The 18,352-nt window shown below is 53.9% G+C and carries 18 protein-coding genes; 5 read left to right on the forward strand and 13 right to left on the reverse strand.

The annotated features are described in order from the left end of the window. Window positions 1-395: 395 nt before the first annotated feature. The 4 genes from HYD27_RS10825 to HYD27_RS10840 all read right to left on the reverse strand — a co-directional run bounded on the left by HYD27_RS10825 (window position 396) and on the right by HYD27_RS10840 (window position 4,799). Entirely contained in the window at window positions 396-1,256 is an 861-nt protein-coding gene (locus tag HYD27_RS10825) for an undecaprenyl-diphosphate phosphatase (RefSeq protein WP_219214780.1), read from the reverse strand. Between the two features lie 210 nt (window positions 1,257-1,466). Further along, window positions 1,467-2,090, reverse strand: a complete 624-nt coding sequence (locus HYD27_RS10830; RefSeq protein WP_219214782.1) for a DedA family protein — start codon at window positions 2,088-2,090, stop codon at window positions 1,467-1,469. A gap of 14 nt (window positions 2,091-2,104) precedes the next feature. Next, complete coding sequence (locus HYD27_RS10835) at window positions 2,105-4,054, reverse strand: FtsX-like permease family protein (RefSeq protein ID WP_219214784.1); 1,950 nt, start codon at window positions 4,052-4,054, stop codon at window positions 2,105-2,107. Further along, entirely contained in the window at window positions 4,029-4,799 is a 771-nt protein-coding gene (locus tag HYD27_RS10840) for an ABC transporter ATP-binding protein (protein ID WP_220101581.1), read from the reverse strand. Before HYD27_RS10840 ends, HYD27_RS10835 begins: the two co-directional genes overlap by 26 nt. A gap of 188 nt (window positions 4,800-4,987) precedes the next feature. Here HYD27_RS10840 and HYD27_RS10845 point away from each other — a divergent pair, with 188 nt between their 5' ends. The 3 genes from HYD27_RS10845 to HYD27_RS10855 all read left to right on the forward strand — a co-directional run bounded on the left by HYD27_RS10845 (window position 4,988) and on the right by HYD27_RS10855 (window position 7,044). Beyond that, complete coding sequence (locus HYD27_RS10845) at window positions 4,988-6,025, forward strand: NADH:flavin oxidoreductase/NADH oxidase (RefSeq protein WP_219214786.1); 1,038 nt, start codon at window positions 4,988-4,990, stop codon at window positions 6,023-6,025. Between the two features lie 152 nt (window positions 6,026-6,177). Continuing rightward, the gene (locus HYD27_RS10850; RefSeq protein ID WP_219214788.1) at window positions 6,178-6,612 is read left to right on the forward strand and encodes a MarR family winged helix-turn-helix transcriptional regulator; all 435 of its coding nucleotides are present in this window, start codon (window positions 6,178-6,180) and stop codon (window positions 6,610-6,612) included. A 147-nt stretch (window positions 6,613-6,759) separates the two neighbouring features. Then, entirely contained in the window at window positions 6,760-7,044 is a 285-nt protein-coding gene (locus HYD27_RS10855; RefSeq protein ID WP_219214789.1) for a PQ-loop domain-containing transporter, read from the forward strand. On the opposite strand, the gene HYD27_RS10860 is transcribed toward HYD27_RS10855, so the two are convergent. Both HYD27_RS10860 and HYD27_RS10865 read right to left on the reverse strand, forming a co-directional pair. After that, window positions 6,989-8,008, reverse strand: coding sequence for a sensor histidine kinase (locus tag HYD27_RS10860; protein ID WP_219214791.1), 1,020 nt, complete (start codon window positions 8,006-8,008; stop codon window positions 6,989-6,991). The two genes, HYD27_RS10855 and HYD27_RS10860, sit on opposite strands and share 56 nt — an antisense overlap. Beyond that, window positions 8,005-8,709, reverse strand: coding sequence for a response regulator transcription factor (locus HYD27_RS10865; RefSeq protein WP_219214793.1), 705 nt, complete (start codon window positions 8,707-8,709; stop codon window positions 8,005-8,007). Before HYD27_RS10865 ends, HYD27_RS10860 begins: the two co-directional genes overlap by 4 nt. A gap of 481 nt (window positions 8,710-9,190) precedes the next feature. Between HYD27_RS10865 and HYD27_RS10870 the strand changes: the two genes are divergently transcribed. After that, the gene (locus HYD27_RS10870) at window positions 9,191-9,922 is read left to right on the forward strand and encodes a class I SAM-dependent methyltransferase (protein WP_219214795.1); all 732 of its coding nucleotides are present in this window, start codon (window positions 9,191-9,193) and stop codon (window positions 9,920-9,922) included. A gap of 134 nt (window positions 9,923-10,056) precedes the next feature. Here HYD27_RS10870 and HYD27_RS33070 read toward each other — a convergent pair whose 3' ends face one another. The 6 genes from HYD27_RS33070 to HYD27_RS10895 form a co-directional block, all read right to left on the reverse strand. Beyond that, a complete protein-coding gene (locus HYD27_RS33070; RefSeq protein WP_483874574.1) occupies window positions 10,057-10,413 on the reverse strand; it encodes a hypothetical protein in 357 nt (118 codons plus the stop codon). After that, on the reverse strand, window positions 10,349-11,140 hold the full coding sequence (locus HYD27_RS10875; protein WP_219214797.1) for a TIGR00266 family protein: 792 nt from the start codon (window positions 11,138-11,140) through the stop codon (window positions 10,349-10,351). The genes HYD27_RS33070 and HYD27_RS10875 overlap by 65 nt, the downstream gene beginning before the upstream one ends. Window positions 11,141-11,924: 784 nt before the next feature. Beyond that, window positions 11,925-12,596 (reverse strand): YitT family protein, encoded by a 672-nt coding sequence (locus HYD27_RS10880; RefSeq protein WP_219214798.1) that lies wholly within the window; start codon window positions 12,594-12,596, stop codon window positions 11,925-11,927. A gap of 734 nt (window positions 12,597-13,330) precedes the next feature. Then, window positions 13,331-15,292: a PTS fructose transporter subunit IIABC gene (locus HYD27_RS10885; RefSeq protein ID WP_219214800.1), complete on the reverse strand. Its 1,962-nt coding sequence runs from the start codon at window positions 15,290-15,292 to the stop codon at window positions 13,331-13,333. Between the two features lie 38 nt (window positions 15,293-15,330). Next, window positions 15,331-16,242 carry a 1-phosphofructokinase gene (pfkB, locus tag HYD27_RS10890; protein WP_219214802.1) on the reverse strand — a complete coding sequence of 304 codons (912 nt, stop codon included), beginning with the start codon at window positions 16,240-16,242 and terminating at the stop codon, window positions 15,331-15,333. A gap of 31 nt (window positions 16,243-16,273) precedes the next feature. Further along, entirely contained in the window at window positions 16,274-17,038 is a 765-nt protein-coding gene (locus tag HYD27_RS10895; protein WP_309242048.1) for a DeoR/GlpR family DNA-binding transcription regulator, read from the reverse strand. A gap of 393 nt (window positions 17,039-17,431) precedes the next feature. Here HYD27_RS10895 and HYD27_RS10900 point away from each other — a divergent pair, with 393 nt between their 5' ends. After that, complete coding sequence (locus tag HYD27_RS10900) at window positions 17,432-17,710, forward strand: hypothetical protein (RefSeq protein WP_219214804.1); 279 nt, start codon at window positions 17,432-17,434, stop codon at window positions 17,708-17,710. 19 nt (window positions 17,711-17,729) lie between these two features. Here the strand turns inward: HYD27_RS10900 and HYD27_RS10905 are convergent, their stop codons facing one another. Continuing rightward, a complete protein-coding gene (locus HYD27_RS10905; RefSeq protein ID WP_219214805.1) occupies window positions 17,730-18,203 on the reverse strand; it encodes a general stress protein in 474 nt (157 codons plus the stop codon). Window positions 18,204-18,352: the final 149 nt, after the last annotated feature.

Consider the following 18,352-nt stretch of genomic DNA (forward strand, 5'->3'; position numbering starts at 1 on the left):
AAAATAACCCCACAAAGTGGGGCCTTGGCTTCGATGATGACTCAGGTACTTTGCGGGGACCCCAAAACATATACATTCTGATTTTTCAAGTGCAAACGGCTTCGCCGTCCTGATAAGGACGGGTATCCGTTTCTGTGAGAAAGATAAGGCCAATGTATTGCGTGAAACATATAAACCTGAATTTCGAAAGTGAATTGAACCCATCCAGATCGGACAAGGGATAAACCCTCTTTTCCTTCACCCATTGGGTGCAAGCTGTTTTTAGCAAGACATCGCTTCGTGTAGAGCTTTTTAGATGATTTGTGGATACTTGCTTTCGAAATTCAGGATAAATTATTTTCCAAAAAGGCGGCACCCTCAAATGAAGGCACCGCCTAATTGTTGTTTCTATATAGTTAGAACCAAACCAGGTAGACCACTGCGGCCAGGACAATCCGGTAGACCGCGAACGGCACCAGCTTGATGCGGTTAATCAGCTTCAGAAAGAAGCGCATGGACAGCATCGCAAACAGAAAGGCGCTGATAAATCCGGCAATGAAGAACGGCAGGGCATCCAGCGTGAAATACTCCCAGTTCTTCAGCAGCGAAATCAGGCTGGCTCCGGCCATGATCGGCACTGCCATTATGAAGGTGAAGTCGGAGGCGGCACGGTGGCTCATTCCCAGCAGGACACCGCCGGAGATCGTCGAGCCGGACCGGGAGAATCCCGGCCAGAGCGAGACGCACTGAATCAGACCGACCGATAGCGCCTGCCTGTATGTAATTTGATCGACACTCTCCGCCTTGATCTTTTTGGGGGCAAACAGGTCTGCACAGATCATCAGAACAGCGCCGATAACCAGGCCGATCAGCACCGTTGAGGTGGAGAATAAATGCTCATCGATATAATCCTCGAACAGAAAGCCGAGCACACCGGCAGGTATGAGCCCCACAATGACCTGCGCCAGCTTCAGCCGTCCCGTTGTTTCCACTGCAGGCTGTCCATCCGGCACCACGGCCAGCTCCTTGCGGCTGAACCGCTTCAGGCCCAGCAGATCAATGAACCGGTTGCGGAAGATCACCACCACGGCCAGGATCGAGCCCAGCTGGATGACCACCTTGAACGTGTTCGCTGTGTATTTTCCGAGAAATTCCTGCGATTTCAGCCACATGTCATCGACAATAATCATATGGCCCGTGGAGGATACCGGAGCAAATTCAGTCAGCCCTTCAACGATTCCCAGAATGATGGCTTTAATAATGGCCAGCAGCTCCATGTTATCTCCTCCTTAAAAGTCTTGTGAGCGTAACCTGCACAGCGGATAATTGTATTTCCTCCCCCTCCCGGCACAATAATGGATCGCTGTAGCTGCACCCGATACAGTAGGAGCCTGAGCGCAAGCCTCGGCCGTAGATAACCTGCAGTTCAAGCAAGGAGACCGGTGCTTATCCGCTCCATTTCCAGTTCATGCTAATCAGTGTGTTTGTTAGCCGCGGGCTTTGCCGGCGGTACGGCGTTTGCGCAAGTACAGCAGGCCCAGGACGAGAATCCCTCCGGCAATCAGGATGTAGACCACGCTGGAATAGGCCTCCACGTAGCCTCCAATGTCCTCCCAGGACTCCCCAAGCGCAGCACCCAGCAGGATCAGCAAGGTATTCCAGCCCAGCGTCCCGATTGTCGTAAACAGCATGAACAGGCCGAATTTCATCCCCGACATTCCCGCCGGAATCGAAATCAGGCTGCGGACCAGCGGCACCATCCGGCAGAACAGCACCGTCCAATAGCCATATTTGTCAAACCAAGCATCCGCTTTGCGGATATCACTTTTCTTGATCCGGATCCACTTGCCCCAGCGGTCCACGATCCGTTCCATTCTGCTGACATCGAGCAGCCGGCCAATCCAGTACAGAATCACCGCGCCCAGCAGCGAACCCGCCGTAGAGGCAATCAGCACCCCGGGAATTGTAAGCCCCGAGGTTGTGGTCATAAAACCGCCAAAGGGCAGGATGACCTCTGAAGGGATGGGCGGAAAAATATTCTCCAGGGCCAGCATCAGAAAGATGCCGGCATAGCCGAACTGCTCCATAATATCCGTAATCCATGTTTTCATTCGTATCCCTCCGGTTAAGCCAGATTCTTCTTGAGGTTGCGCAAATAGCGGCTGCGGATGAAGAAGAAATACAGCGTCTGGGCAGCCAGATAACCGGCCAGCACAGCCCCTGTCTCGGCAGCGATAGATAAGTAGAACAGCCGTTGCAGCGCGATAAAAGCAAACAGGCTGTGCAGAATTGCCAGCAGCACCGGAACAAAAAACATGAGCGCCAGCTGCAGCGTGGCAATGCGGTCCAGCTCCTGGTCGGTCAGGCCCATTTTGGACAGGGTAGAATACTGCAGGCGGTCATGGTCCAGATCCGTATACAGCCGGAAATAAAGAAAGCTGCCCGCCGCGATGAAGAAGACCGTCCCGACCAGCAGCGAAGCGAACAGCATGGTGCTGTAAAGCGTACGCTGAATCTCGAACAGGGTGCCGCTGATTACGACGGCATAAGCGGCCTTCTCTTCATATGGCACTTTTCCCTTGGCGGCAAGCTCTGAGGCTACCCCCACTGTCCGGGCAAAATCCTCGACATAGAAGCCGGTGTACCAGTCCTGCTGCACCGGAACAATTCCGCTGTAGAGGCTGTCGCTGACCACCAGCCCGCTGAAATCACCGCCGCCTCTGCCGTCCAGCTCCGGAAGCAGATATTCGGCAACCGGCACATGCTGCGTATAGCCAATCTCCCGGATCTGCACGCCTTGCTCCAGAGTGTATGCGGCTTTGACCCGTTCGGCGGTCAGGCTGCGGTCGCGCTGGGAGCCGATCATCACAAGCCCTTCGTTTCCCGCAAGCGGCGGCTCATCCGAGCTGAAGCCCGCATGCTGCAGCGCAAGCTTGTAATTACTGTAAGACATCAGCGGCAGCTGCTGCGTATGGTCCGGACCGGTCTGGGAGGCCACCGCCGCAACTTTAAGCGGAATCCGCAACATTTCGTAGGGCAGGCCCAGCTGCTCCAGTTCGGCGGTAATCCCCCGCAGGTCGCGCTCTTCCGGGGACGCGCGTTCGCCCCCTTTGGCCACATAGCCGACTGCGGCCGGATAATCCAGCTCCAGCTCCCGCGACAGCGTATGGATCGAAGCGAAGACCCCCACCGATGTGAAGGAGACCGCCGAGACAATGGTGACCATAAAAAACATGCGGCCATTGTCCCTCCAGCGGTAGGACAGGCTTGAAAACATAAGAATATGGGTGTGCTTCCAGTAGAAGCGGCGGAGCTTCCGCAGCAGCCCTACGATATAAAGGCTGAGCTGTGTGTAAAAAAGATAAGTCCCGGCAACGGTGATCAGCACCACGGGAAACATCATAATCTCTACGGTCGTGGCTGTTGTCACAACCGCCAGCCCATACCCGCCCAGCAGCAGCAGACCGGATACGAGCGCCAGCGCACTTGATATCTTGGGCTCTGCCTCCCCTTTGTGTCCGCCCTGGAGCAGGCTGTGCGGCGATTCATTGCCGATGAAGGCAAAGGTGGACAGCGAGATCAGCATGAACAGCAGGACGAAGCTGCAGATTGTAAGCACCGGAGCCTGCCACGGAAGCTGGAACTCCAGCGGCGGAATGCCCAGGAAGCCGGACCCGATCATCAGGAACAGCTTGCCCAGCAGCAGGCCCAGCAATGTCCCGGTGAGGATGGCGGAGCCGCCGATCAGCATATTTTCCAGGAACACCATCATGTTCAGCTGCTGCTTCGTCATGCCGTGCATCAGCAGGATGCCGAACTCCAGCTTGCGCGATTGCAGGAAGGAGCCAACGGATACCAGCACGAACAGGGAACAAAATACATAAATGATCCCCTCGGCCATCAGCATCGTGCTCGCCGCCGTGCCCAGGATCATGTCGCCTGAAATTTCCGGATGGTAAATGAACAGCGCACACAGAAAGAAGACCATGACCGAAAAGGCGCTGCTGACAAAGTAAGCGGCATATTTGCGTTTGCTGCGCGCTACATTCCTATAAGCGAACTGCCGGAAGTTCATGGCCCGCTCCTCCCAGCAGCGACAGCATGTCAATAATGTTCTGGAAGAAGGCGGCTCTGCTGCTGCCCCGGTACATTTCGCTGTGGAAGCGCCCGTCCTTGATAAAAATCACCCGGTGGCAAAAGCTGGCGGCTACCGCGTCATGCGTGACCATCAGCACCGTAGCCCCTTCCGCCTCATTCACACCCGCCAGCAGGTTCATGACCTCGCCTGCGGCTTTTGAGTCCAGGCTGCCTGTCGGCTCATCCGCCAGAATCAGCGCGGGCTTGTGGATCATTGCCCGGGCGATGGCTACCCGCTGCATCTGCCCTCCGGAGATTTCATAGGTCCGCTTGTGCAAAAGCGGGCGGATGTCCAGTCTCTCCGCCACCTCTGCCAGCCTGGCCTCCATCTCCTTAACGGATGCTCCGGCGAGCGTGAGCGGCAGCACTATGTTCTCTTCCACGGTAAGCGTATCGAGCAGGTTGAAATGCTGAAAGACAAACCCAAGCTCTTTGCGGCGGAACAGAGCCTTCTCCTTGCGTCCCAGACTCTTCGGGTCCCGGCCATTAATCATAACCTCGCCCGAGGTCGGTTCATCAATGGTGGCAATCACGTTGAGCAGTGTGGTTTTGCCGCTGCCCGAAGGCCCCATGATGCCTACGAATTCCCCCTTCTCCACAGCAAAGCGGATATGGCTGAGTGCATGGATCGATACCTTGCCTTCATATATTTTGGATAGATTGTGGACATCTAATATGGGCAAAATGCTTCCGCTCCTTCGTTCCCGTGGATTGCCTTCATTATACAAACTGTAAACAGCAGCAGCTATTTCTGAAACTTACAACTGCCTTACAGTATTGTAAGCCGGAGATTCTGTTTGACATTCATCATCATTCAGGCTATATTTACATGCATGAGCATACATTTATTTTTTTGGAGGAGAGATCTGTTATGAAGGACTTATTTACGCCCTATGAGCTGCAGGATTTGAAGCTGAAGAACCGTGTTGTTATGCCGCCGATGTGCCAATATTCGGTTACGGGCAAGGATGGCATTGCCACAGACTGGCACTATAACCACTATGTAAGCCGTGCGGTCGGCGGTGCGGGATTAATCATTATTGAAATGACCGATGTCGATCCGGATGGCCGGATTACCGATTATGACCTTGGGCTCTGGTCGGATGAACAAATTCCCGCACTGGCGAGAATCGTTGACGCGTGCCACTCTTACGGCGCCAAGGTAGGCATCCAGATTGCCCATGCCGGACGCAAGGCCGAGGATGCCCCTGTGCCTGTCGCCCCTTCTGCAATTCCTTTTAATGCCGAATTCAAAACGCCGCATGAGCTGGCTGCTGAAGAAGTCAAAGCCATGGTGCTGAAATACAAGGCGGGCGTGCAGCGGGCCATTCAGGCGGGCTTCGATGTGATTGAGCTGCACGGCGCACACGGCTATCTGATCCACCAGTTCCATTCGCCGCTCACCAACCACCGGACCGATGAATACGGAAAAGATCTGACGCTGTTCGGCAAAGAAGTAATTCAAGCCGCCAAAAGTGTCATGCCGGAGGGCATGCCGCTCATTATGCGGATTTCCGCGCAGGAATATGTAGAAGGCGGCTATGGCATCCGCGAGAGTGTGGAGATCGGCAAAGCCTACAAGGAAGCCGGCGCAGATATATTCCATATCAGTGCAGGCGGTGAGGGTGAGATTGCCGCTGCGGGCAGACCGGGTACACATGCAGCCTATCAGGTTCCGCTCGCCCGCGCGTTCAAGCAGGAGCTGGATGTTCCGGTGATCGCCGTAGGCCGTTTGGATGAAGCGGTGCTGGCCAACGCGGTAATCGGCAACGGGGAGGCTGATCTGGTAGCGGTAGGACGCGGCATGCTGCGTAATCCGTACTGGACTCTGGAAGCCGGAGTGCAGCTCGGCAAAGAAGCCGGGGTTCCGAAGCAATATGAATTCGGGTTCCCTCGGGTTAGAAGCTAAGCCCAATGTCAGGCACAGTTCTGATCCGCAGGGTGCGCAAGTGTATGCAAGCCTCATGCTGGACGGCTTCTTTTCTCGCAACTTACGGTGCGATGATGATATAATGGATTAGAATATCATGCGACGGCATACACCGGGAGAGGATTTTGCAGATGAAGAATAATCTGGAGGGTGACCTGATTGCCAGCTGGTTGTCTCTGACTTATATACAAATGAATGTAGCGGGTGAGCTCGAAGCCAAGCTGCAGGAGAACTACCAGCTCACTCTTAAGGAATTCTACCTGCTGCTCTTTCTCTCCGAAGCGCCGGAGAAGAAGCTGAAGCTGCAGCAACTGGAGGCGATGGTCGGGCTTAGCCAGAGCGCCGTCTCCCGGCTGGTCAGCCGCTTCGAAGCGAAGAGCTGCGGGGCGCTCGAACGCAAGTCATGCGACGATGACCGCAGAAGTATTTATACTTCGCTGACTGCGATCGGGCAGAACAAGGTAGACCGGGCAAGGGCAACCGTAAACGGGGTTTTGGCGGAGTCCTTTCCGTCTGGCGAAGCCGCGCAGCTGCTGGAGCAGCTTGCGCGTTTGAAACAGCAATAGCCTACTTGCGGCCCTGCGGCCTGCAGCAAATAACCCGCCTCCCAATCTTGGGGGGGCGGGTTATTTCTTGATGGATTTTGACAGAAAAAAGCACCTGCAATCCCCCCCGTGCATACACCAGTAATAAACGAACCGCGGGGTGTATGCATGCTCTTTTCGCTGATGCAGCTGATTGGCGGCATTGTTCTTTCTGTTGGATGGATTCCGCAAATTGTCCGGATCGTCAAGACACAATCCGTCTCTGATCTGAGCCTCAAAGCCTATCTGCTGATGCTGCCGGGCATTGGGCTGATGGAGGCTTACGCGGTAAGCCTGGCTGTGGAGGGGACCGGATTGGCTTTTCTGGTGACGAATACGATGTCCCTGGCCGTTGTTGCTACGGTCGTGCTCCTGATTCTGCGCTACCGGTCACCGCGTGTCCCGAAAAAATAATCCGTACCGCCGTACCCTGTCCCGCCTCGGACGAAATCTCCACCTCATGCCCCAGCTTGCCGCAAATCTGCTTCACCAGATAAAGGCCCATCCCCGTTGATTCCTGAAAGCTGCGCCCGTTCACACCGGTGAAATAGGCATCGAACACTCTTGGCAAATCACCCGGAGGAATGCCTACCCCTTCATCCCGAACCTCCAGCACCACCTTGCCCTGTTCTTGTATATAGCCATGAAAATGCACGAACCTTCCTTCTTCCACCGTATAACGCAGGGCGTTCGTAATTAACTGGGTCAGCACAAACGACAGCCATTTCTCATCCGAGGTGATGCTGATGCCGCCGTCCACCGAAATGGCCGGAAACACGCGCTTGCGGATGAAGAGCCGTTTCTGCTCCGAGGTTACCCCCCGCACAATGGCTGCCAGGTCCAGCTGCTCCACGTAAAAGTCATGCTCGAACGTATCGAGGCGTGCGGTGTAGAGCACGGTGTCCAGCCCTTTTTTTAGCCGGTCCAGCTCATCTCCGATTGCCGTAAACGGGGGGCCGTCCTTGTCCTGTATGATCAGATGAATCACCGACAGCGGAGTTTTCATCCCATGCACCCACTGGTTGATGAAATGAATATGCTCCTCCAGCTTGTGGCGGTAGCTGTGCAAATCATTCTGGTACAGGCGGAACTGATGGGCCAGCAGGAGGCGCAGGCTGTCTGCCAGGGGAGTGCTCTGGGCAGGGCCGCCGGAATCATCCAGCGAAGAGGGCAAATTCTGCAAACGTTCGTAGAAGGAACGGTTGGAGAAATACCGGTACGCCAGATAGGCCAGCAGCAGGCAGGTGCTGAGCAGCCCCGCATACAGGCTTACGTTCACTCCGCTGCCCCCATCCAGCCGGTAGACCAGTGTGATCATCAGAAGCTGGGCAAGATAAATCACTATGAGCGGCGTTTGTTCCCGCAAAAACAGCTTCATGCTTTCGCTTCCCCCCAATTGCCGCACAGCCTGTAGCCTTGACCGCGGACGGTCTGCAGACCGTCCGCAAGCCCCAATGCCGCCAGCTTTTTGCGCACACGGGTTACGTACACATTCAGTGTATTGTCGTCGACAAAAGCCTGTTCATCCCAAATTTTCTCCAGCAGCCGGTCGCGGGTGACGATGGTACCTGCTTTTTGCATCAGCTCATCGAGAATTTTGGCTTCGGTGTGGCTGAGATCGATTTTGGAGCTGCCCCGCGACAGGATCAGGCGCTCCACATCCAGGATCAGCCCCGACACCGTCAGGCTGCGATCATTGCCGCCTCCGGCGTAGGAGCCGTAGGCCCGGCGGAGCTGGCTTTTGATTTTGGCAAGGGCAATCTCATAGTCGAACGGCTTCGTAATATAATCATCGGCACCGTTGTCCAGCGCCATCACCTGATCCATCTTGCCCTCGCGGGCGGAGATGAACAGGATCGGACAGGTCGAGACCCCGCGGATCTGGCGGCACCAGTAGTACCCGTCGAACCTGGGCAAATTCACATCCAGCAGCACCAGATGGGGGGCAAAGCGCTCGAACTCGGTCCGCACCGCTTCGAAATCCTGCGCCGCCTGTGTCTCATATCCAAACTTATGTAAATAATTCTGGAGCAGCGTTACCAGTCCACGGTCGTCTTCGATAATGAAAATTCTGAACATATCAGGCCTCCGGTTTGCGGCATAATCCTGCTAAGGGGTTTGCCCCATAATATATACACTCCCTGCAGACTAGTCAAATATGGAGTATAATTTCCACTGTACCAATAAAATAGGTCACATGAAATCTTCAGGGTCGGATTCCGGTCTGTTTATAATTGTAGAGGATTTGGAGCATGATGATTGTACTTTCTGCATTAGATTGTTCATCATACGGTGCTAACCGGATTTGGTTGTACTTTCTGCAGTTGATTTTCTTAATATTGGCTGCTTAGGTACTAGTGCCGGATTTCTGCTGTACAATATGCATCAGATCCTTGTTGCGGTTGATTTGAGAGGCTATCGGCTGCACGAAGTACAACAGATTGAGCATCCTGTCTAAAGAATAGAACTGCATAATCAGAATGTACATCTATTCGAATATTCGAAGCTGCACAGGCAAGCTCTGCACAATAGCACTTTCAAGCCAGGAGGTATGAGCAAGGTGAAGCAGAACAAATACGACGATTCAGGCTTCTTTGCCAAATACAGCGCAATACCCCGTTCCATTAGCGGACTGGAGGCTGCCGGGGAATGGGGCACCTTCCGCAGCCTGCTTCCGGATTTGCGCGGGAAAAGGGTGCTGGACCTTGGCTGCGGCTGCGGCTGGCATTGCCGGTACGCCCGGGAGCAGCAGGCGGAGTCAGTGGTTGGCATTGACCTTTCCGGGAATATGCTGGAACGGGCCAGGTCGATGACCGATCCCGGCATTGAATACCGCCGGGGTGCGATTGAGGACATCCATTTCTCAGCGGGCGAATTCGATGTGGTGATCAGCTCTTTGGCGATCCACTATGTCGAGCGGTTTGATCTCCTCTGCCGTGAGGTGCAGCATTGCCTGCGTCCCGGCGGTGCCTTTGTGCTCTCCGTGGAGCATCCGATCTACACCGCGCTCGCCGCACAGGATTGGCACTACGGCCCGGACGGGGCCAAGCTGCATTGGCCGCTGGACCATTACCACGACGAAGGCCCGCGCGAAGCCAGATTCCTGGAGGATGATGTGATTAAATATCACCGCAATGTGGCGTCCTATCTCAATACGCTGATTGACTCCGGCTTCACGGTAACGAAGCTCTCCGAGCTTCAGCCGACTCCGGGCATGCTGAAGTCGAACGCTGCCTGGCAGGAGGAGCTGCGCCGTCCGATGTTCCTGCTGCTTTCGGCCATCCGAAATTAGCCGTGCTGCGAGCTGAACCCGCAAACAGCGCAGCCTAAGAAGCGTGGTGAAAAAGTGGCCGGAGAGCCGATAGGAGCCCAAAACAGTGAGTGGAAACCCCTATCGCCGTAGGCCACGACAAAATCACTACACTTCTAACAGTGGGGGGAAGAACTTACGGGAAGTAGACTTGGCCCGGAAATAACGGCAGAAATGCCGTTGTTTGGAGCGGACAAGCGGCTTGGCCTGGCAATAACGGCAGAAATGCCGTTGTTGGAGCCCGCCTGGACGGATTGCCCGGAAATAACGGCAGAAATGCCGTTGTTTGGAGCGGGCAAGCGGCTTGGCCTGGCAATAACGGCAGAAATGCCGTTGTTCGAGCCCGCCTGGACGGATTGCCCGGAAATAACGGCAGAAATGCCGTTGTTGCTGCACTGCGCGCTGGGCCTATCTGCCGTCCAGCAGATTGCCCAGGCCGCCGAGAATGCTGCCTTCTTCCTTGCGTCCGGCATTGCCGGCAGCCGACAGAATGCGGTCCGCCATCCGGCTGAACGGCAGCGACTGCACCCATACCTTGCCCGGACCGCGAAGAGTCGCGAAGAACAGGCCTTCGCCGCCAAACAGCGCGGTCTTCACACCTTTTACAAACTCAATGTTGTAATCCACGGAAGAGGTCATCGCAACAAGACAGCCGGTATCGAGCTTGATCGTCTCACCCGGCTGCAGCGTACGCTCAATGATATAGCCCCCCGAGTGAACGAAGGAGAGACCGTCTCCTTCAAGCTTTTGCATAATGAAGCCCTCACCGCCGAAGAAGCCGGCACCCAGCTTGCGCTGAAACTCAATCCCGATCGACACACCCTTGGCTGCGCAGAGAAAAGAGTCCTTCTGGCAGATGATTTTGCCGCCGTGCTGCTGCAGATCCAGCGGGATGATTTTGCCCGGATACGGGGCGGCAAAGGTTACGCTCTTGCGCCCATAGGCTCCGCTGTGCGTAAAAACGGTCATGAACAGGCTTTCCCCGGTCAGCAGACGTTTGCCTGCACCCATCAGCTTGCCCATCAGCCCGCCGCCGCGCGACCCGGTTCCGTCACCAAAGACCGTCTCCATGGTGATCTCCGGGTCCATCATCATGAAGCTTCCGGCCTCCGCAACGACACTCTCACCAGGATCAAGCTGCACCTCGACACACTGGATTTCCTCACCCATAATCGCGTAGTCAATCTCATGAGCGCTCATTTGCCATTCCTCCTAAAAATTTTGTCAGTCTTTACTTTCTGCCATCGCTTCATACAAGCCGTACCGGAAGCATAAACGAAGTTTGGATAGCTTCTGCTTCCTGAACTCAATTCGTACAAAACCGGCCCCGGAAAAATCCGCTAAATTTTAATTAACGTTTTTCGAGACTGGTCTTGGCTTCCAAGCAATATGCTTTGAGTTGATATGAGGCCTCAACGTGCGGCTATTCTCCGCGTATCAAAAACTGCTTCAAAAGCTTTTTTCCTGTTAGCTATGTAATCCTATGCCTGTACGGCTGAGATATATACGCTCCGTGGGCTCCGCTGGTTTCAGTATCCACACCAACTTTCAGGAAGACACTTTTCACCTCACATTTCACCACATAGCCCGTTTTCGCCGAAATCAAAAGCATTTTTGCCTCTCATTTCACCTTTCAGGGCGGGCTAGCGTCAGGGCGGACTCGCGCTATGTGTATTTTGCTGTGGGAACTATACATTTGTTTTACTTCGCATAATTTCCCCGCACAACAAGTGGAAACGGCTTCGCCGTCCTTATAAGGACGGTATCCGTTTCAGCGAGAAAGATAAGGTTAATGTATAGCGTGCAACATATAAAGTCTTATCTTTCAAAATAACCCCACAAAGCGGGGCCTTGGCTTCGATGATGACTCAGTACTTTGCGGGGACCCCAATACATATAAATTCTCTTTCAAAAAAGGCCAGCCCGAATGAGATTCCGGCTGACCTTTCGCTTATCCCTTGAACAGGGGCTGATTTTGAACTCTTCACATTACGGTACCATCATGCGGCTTGCTTAGTGTGGGTTGAATTTTCGGTGCTTTGCTCAGCTTAGGTCTGCCAAGTGAGGTTGTAAACGTAATAACGTAGCCGGCTACGACTACTGCCATCACTGTGTACAGCGTTTCCTTGAGAGGCATATAGAAAAGCGATAATGCCAGAACGATAACATCCATCAGGATAAATACGGTTCCTACCTTAATTCCCTTCCATTCACTGATCAGCAGCAACAAAATATCGTCACCGCCGCTCGCCCCGCCGCCGCGCAGGACCATTCCCGCTCCCAGACCTGTCAGTACACCGGACAACAGCGCCGCAAGCGGCAGGTTATCCTGCAGGTTGATCACCCATCCGGAATAACGTTCCATCAAGCTGTAGAATGCCGTGAAGGCTCCTACGGAGATGAAGGTGTTCATAACGAACGCTCTTCCTTTGAAGATCATTGCGATTAAGAGTACCGGTATGTCTAAGATTAGAATAGATAATGATGGCGAAATGCCTAGTACATATTTGCCGAGCAGCGACAAACCTACGAATCCGCCCTCGGTCAAGTGATTCTGATAATTAATGTGATAGTAAGCAAATGCAAGCAGCAATGTTCCGGACAAAATAACGGTGAGTCTTAGCGGCAATCGCATGCCGCTGTCTTGTTTCCTCATACAGGTCTCCCCTTATCGTAAATGGCGGCTTAGACGTCTGCCAAGCCTCTACGGCGGGTCTGACCGGAGGATGTGTTGCTCCTTCGCATACAATACTCCCTTCCCTCGCAGAGGCGGCTCCGTCAATGAATAACGATTCGCGCACTTTCTACAGGGAAGCTAAGTATAAGACAGATCATAACGTTTCCAAATCGTCCTTTGGGGAATCGTCCTTCGGGGACACATGGTATCCTGATCCTTTCTCTAATTTGATGTGTTCTGAATTGATTATACCACGCGGAGGTACCGGTCTAAACAGATTTCCATTAAAAAGCATAATGAACTCTGTAAAATTTCTGTAAAACCCGCTTCTCATCATTGCCGCAGCCGTTCCATACGCCTCGCCTCCTTCGGTGAAATGAGTGAAATGGTGGGGGACCGCTTTCCCCGGGATACAAGAGATTGAGCAGCACTACATTTACGTTTTTATGCAGCGTGTTGCCTTGAAGTCCGCTCTTCAAACGGAACAGATTCTGACAGGGGTCCCCCGGCGGAACAAAACCTCTCCTTTTGTGCAAGATCATCCCGCTCTCTACTTTATATTCTCAGCATGTATAAAATAACCCCACAAAGTGGGGCCTTGGCTTCGATGATTATTCATGTACTTTGCGGGGACCCCAAAACATATAAATTCTTTCAAAAAAACTGCCCCGTCAAACAATGACTTGGGGCAGCTCTAAAGAATATTGCTAGGCTCAGCCGGTCTTGAGCGGCTTCTTCCAGAGGCCAAGCGCCAGGCCGGAAATCACGGAGCCGATCAGCACGGCAAGGATGAACAGCAGGGCATTGCTGGAGAGCGCCGCCACAAAAATGCCGCCATGCGGTGCAGGAACGTTAAGCTTCCACAGCTGGGTCAGACCGCCTGCAACGGCTGAACCCACGATACACGAGGTCAGGACACGCATCGGGTCGGCGGCGGCAAAGGGAATGGCCCCTTCCGTAATGAATGACAGTCCCAGCACATAGTTCGTCAGGCCGGATTTGCGTTCCGGGTCGCTGAATTTATGCTTGAAAAAGGTAGTAGCCAGCGCGATGGCGAGCGGAGGCACCATCCCTCCGGCCATTACTGCCGCCATCATCAGTCCGTTGGTGTTGCCGCTGGAGGTAAATACGCCAATCGCAAACGTATAAGCTGCTTTATTGAACGGGCCGCCCATATCTATCGCCATCATTCCCCCAAGCACCAGGCCAAGCAAGACCGCATTGCCGGTTCCAAGGTTGTTAAGGGCGCTGATCATGCCCTCATTGATCCAGCTGAACACCGGATCGAACAGGTAGAACATAATCCCGCCGGTAATCAGCAGGCCGAACACCGGATAGAGCAGGATCGGCTTCAGGCCGTCCAGCGTTTTGGGCAGACCGGCGAAGGTCTTGCGGAGCATGATGACCACATACCCCGCCAGGAATCCGGCAGCCAGGCCGCCAAGAAATCCGGCGTTGGAATTAAGCGCCATATAACCTCCAACCATGCCCGGCATCAGGGCAGGGCGGTCGCCGATGCTGATCGCGATGAAGCCGGCCAGGACCGGAATCAGGAAATGGAAGGCGCCATCGCCGCCGCCAATGGACTGCAGCAGCTCGAAGACCGGATTGTCGGCACCGGCCATCTGCTCGAACAGGAAGGAGATCGCCAGCAGGATCCCCCCGCCGACCACGAACGGCAGCATATGCGAGATGCCGTTCATCAGATCCTTGTATATTTTGCTGCCGACACTGCCGGATTTCTCTGCCGGAGCTTCATCACCGCCGCGTCCCCCGCTGCGGTAGACCGGAGCTTCACCCTTCAGAGCTTTGGTAATCAGCTCTTCGGGCTTCCGGATGCCGTCGCTGACCGGTCTTTGCAGCACCGGCTTGCCTGCGAAGCGGGCCATCTCCACATTCTTGTCGGCGGCGATGATTACACCGCTCGCCCGGGCAATTTCATCCGACGTCAGCACATTCTGGGCTCCTTCGGAGCCATTCGTCTCGACGCGGATGTTGACGCCCATTTCCTTCGCTTTTTTCTTCAGCGCGTCTTCCGCCATATACGTATGGGCAATCCCTGTTGGACAAGCGGTAACGGCAACAACGAAGCCTCGGGAATCCGGATTGCCCACAATGACACGTTCAGGGGCTTCCTGCTTCGTTGCGCCAGCGCCGCTTGCCTTATTTTCCTCAGCCTTAGGCCCGGCTTCAGCTTCAGCTTCGGCTTCGGCTTGGGCTTGGGCTTGTTTGGCATCGAACAAAGCCGTAACCTCATCAGGAGTCCGGGCATCCATCAGCGCTTCAATGAATTCGCTTTCAATGAGCAGCCTGGACAATGCCGCCAGAGTGCGAAGGTGCATATTTCCAGCCCCCTCCGGCGCGGCAATCATGAAGAACAGCTTCGCAGGCTCTTCATCCAGGGAGGCAAAATCCACTCCCGCTGCGCTTTTGGCGAATACCACAGTCGCTTCATTGACAGCCCTGGTCTTGGCATGCGGCATCGCGATTCCCCCGCCGATTCCGGTGCTGGACTGCGCTTCGCGCGCCAGAATTTTTTCTTTGAACAATACAGGATCATTAATCCGGCCGCTGGCCGCAAGGCTGGCGATCAATTCATCAATCGCCGCTTCCCTGGACACCGCCTGAAGATTCATGATCATGGTTTCTTTTATCATCAGATCTGTAATTTTCATTACAACCCACTCCCTTAATCACATGTGTGCTGCATAGCTTATAATTGCTCAATTTCAATCTGTGTCCGAAGCTGCTCGATAAGCGCCCTGTCCGCCAGATCGTCCGAGAATGCCGTCGCGCTTCCTGAAGCCACGCCTGTGCGGAATGCCTCCAGCACATCCCCGGTAAGAGACAGCGTGCCGACAAACCCGGCAATCATGGAATCTCCCGCTCCAACCGAGTTCTTTACCTGGCCCTCTGGCGCATTGGCATAATACACGCCTTGATCCGAGATGAAAAGCGCACCCTCACCGGCCATCGAGACCAGAACATAACGTGCACCCGACGCAAGCAGTCTGCGGCCGTAAGTAATAATCTCGTCTCTCGTACCGATGCTGGCATCAAACAGTTCGGCCAGTTCATGATGATTGGGCTTCACAAGCAGCGGTTCCAGAGCCAGCGCGTCTTTCAATGCCTGCCCTGTGGTATCGATCACGAATTCGGCTTTCTTCCGTTTGCATACAGCAATCAGCCTGCTGTAGAAGTCCCCTCCGAGTGAAGGCGGGGCGCTGCCGGACAGAACAAGAATATCCTCTGCCTCCAGAGCCTCCAGCTTATGAAGCAGAGCTTCGGCTTCCCCGGCACGGATCTCCGGGCCTGCCCCGTTAATCTCAGTTTCTTCAGCGGATTTGAGCTTGATATTAATGCGGGTATCGCCTGCTACCGTTACGAAATCACTCGATAGCCCATCAGCTGACAGACACTCCTGAATATATCTCCCGGTAAAGCCGCCCAAAAAACCTGTTGCCGTGTTCTTCACCCCAAGCTGGTCAAGCACGCGCGAAACATTTATGCCTTTGCCGCCCGGAAGCTTGAGATCCCGCTTCATGCGGTTAAGGCCGCCGAGAAATATATCCTCAACTTCCACGATATAATCGATGGAAGGGTTAAGCGTGACAGTATATATCATTGTTATCCCTCATTAATATGTTTTAATGTCTTTACGCCAAAGTATAGTCGACCTCTATACCCTCAAGCCCGTGCAGGAAGCCTTCAGGGGTTTCCTTATCCAGAATGCAATGATCAATCTCCCGCAGATCAGCTACCCGGCAGAAGGATACCTGCCCGATTTTGCTGTGGTCCGCCAGCAGAATTACCTGCTTCGCCACGGCAATCATTTTGCGCTTGGTTGCAGCCTCCAGCATATTCGGAGTCGTTATGCCCTCATGCAGGTCCAGCCCGTTGGTACCCAGGAAAGCTTTATCCACTCTTACCATATCCAGCGAACGCTCTGTCATTGGCCCCACAAAAGCCAGCGTATCCGGCCGCAGCAGCCCGCCCGTTATCGAGACCTCGATATTGCGGCAATCCTTGAGCTCGTTCAGGGCAATCATGGAATTTGTGATCACTTTAAGGTTCGAGAACCTCTTCAGCTCCTTGGCCATCTGCAGTGTAGTCGTTCCTCCGTCCAGGAGTATGGCATCTCCATCCTCAATCATCTCTACGGCCTTAAGGGCAATTCGCAGCTTCTCATCGAGAAATCTGTCCGCTTTATCCGGAAACGCCGCTTCAAAGTTCACACTCTGCAGAGAAACCGCTCCTCCATGCGTACGCTTCAGCAGCCGGGCTTCTTCAAGCTCCTTGAGATCTCTGCGAATTGTCGATTCGGAAACACCGAGCTCCTGGCCAAGCTCCTGAACCGATGCTCGCCCGTGCCTCTCGACAATCTGAATGATGCTGTGCTTGCGCTCTTCTTCAAACAACACTGTGGCTCACTCCTTTGCGGACTGCGCACAGGCTGCCGGAAGAGAATGTGCGCAAATCAATCGGTTGCATGGGGTATAAATGATCCCGGCTTGCGCTGATCGCCTTTGCTCATTTATACTCGTTTGTGCTCATTTATGAGTGTAACAGCGTTTTCATCTTCTGTAAAGTTCTTTTTCCAGAGTTAATCCCCCCTGGGAGCAGCATTAATATACCGAAAATCCCCATTGCGTTAGGGATGAATTCCGTTTCCGGCCACTGCTCATTTATGCTCGTTTTCTTCCGCAAAATACAGCGAAATCCGATTCATGAAATATCCTCTCATTCGCCTATTTCATCTTGGTGCAGTTTTACATATTTTATATTACATATGGGGAAAAGCAGGTGAACAGGAGATGGCCTACAACAAAAATAACTTGGGGTACGGAAATAACGGGAATAAGGCTTATGACGATAGCGGCAACCCGATCGAAGCCGAGGAACTGGATGCTGAAGACTACGCCATCATTGCTGCAGGGCTGGCGGCCTTGGGTGAAATTTTCGCCTTCATGTCTCTCGTTAAAGCCAAGCAATTAACCAAAGAAACCGGAGGTGAGCTCGGCGTTGATCCGGTTCTGTTCGTCCAATCCAGGAAAAAAAAAGCGGCGAAACGGAAAAACCGTCCACCGCGTTAATCTGCTGTTCTAACAGGCTTCATGGAGAGCCCAGCGGAATGGCATGATGCTGTTCAAACAAGGTGCTTATCTGTTCCTTACGCCGCTCTTCCTCTAAAGCGACTATGACAATAATATGTTCCATGTCAGCATGTCTGGCGTAGCTTTCCGCATCTTCCTGCGGAATTCCCATGCTGATCAGACTGACGGCAAGACCATCGATATCCAGATCCGCTCCCGCCAGCTTGCTGGCAGCCGGGCCGGCTGCCACCGCAGTCTCCGGCACCATATCCAGCCCTGCCCCGAGTCCTCTGGCGGTTCCGAACAAGCCTTCATTGCCTGCACCGGATTCCGTCCGGCCAATCCCCGTGTCGTGGCTGATCATATCCAGCGTATTCTTTTGCTTGGTTACAGCCGAGATCTGCTTCGCCTTGATTCCTCCCTTACGCAAGTCCTCAATCGCAAGCGCTGCATCACTCCGGTGTTCAAAAATCCCCAGCACCAGTATCTTCACCTGTCATCCCTCCTGTTAATCCGATATTAACCGCCGCAACAGGAACCCAAACCCAAGCACGACTGATCTCCGGCGGCCGGTCTTGAATCAATCTTCCGGATTTCGGTTATAAAGATAGAATGAATACATAGTGTTATAATTGAGAGAAT

Source organism: Paenibacillus sp. S150 (assembly GCF_019352175.1).
Taxonomy (GTDB): Bacteria; Bacillota; Bacilli; order Paenibacillales; family Paenibacillaceae; genus Paenibacillus_AQ.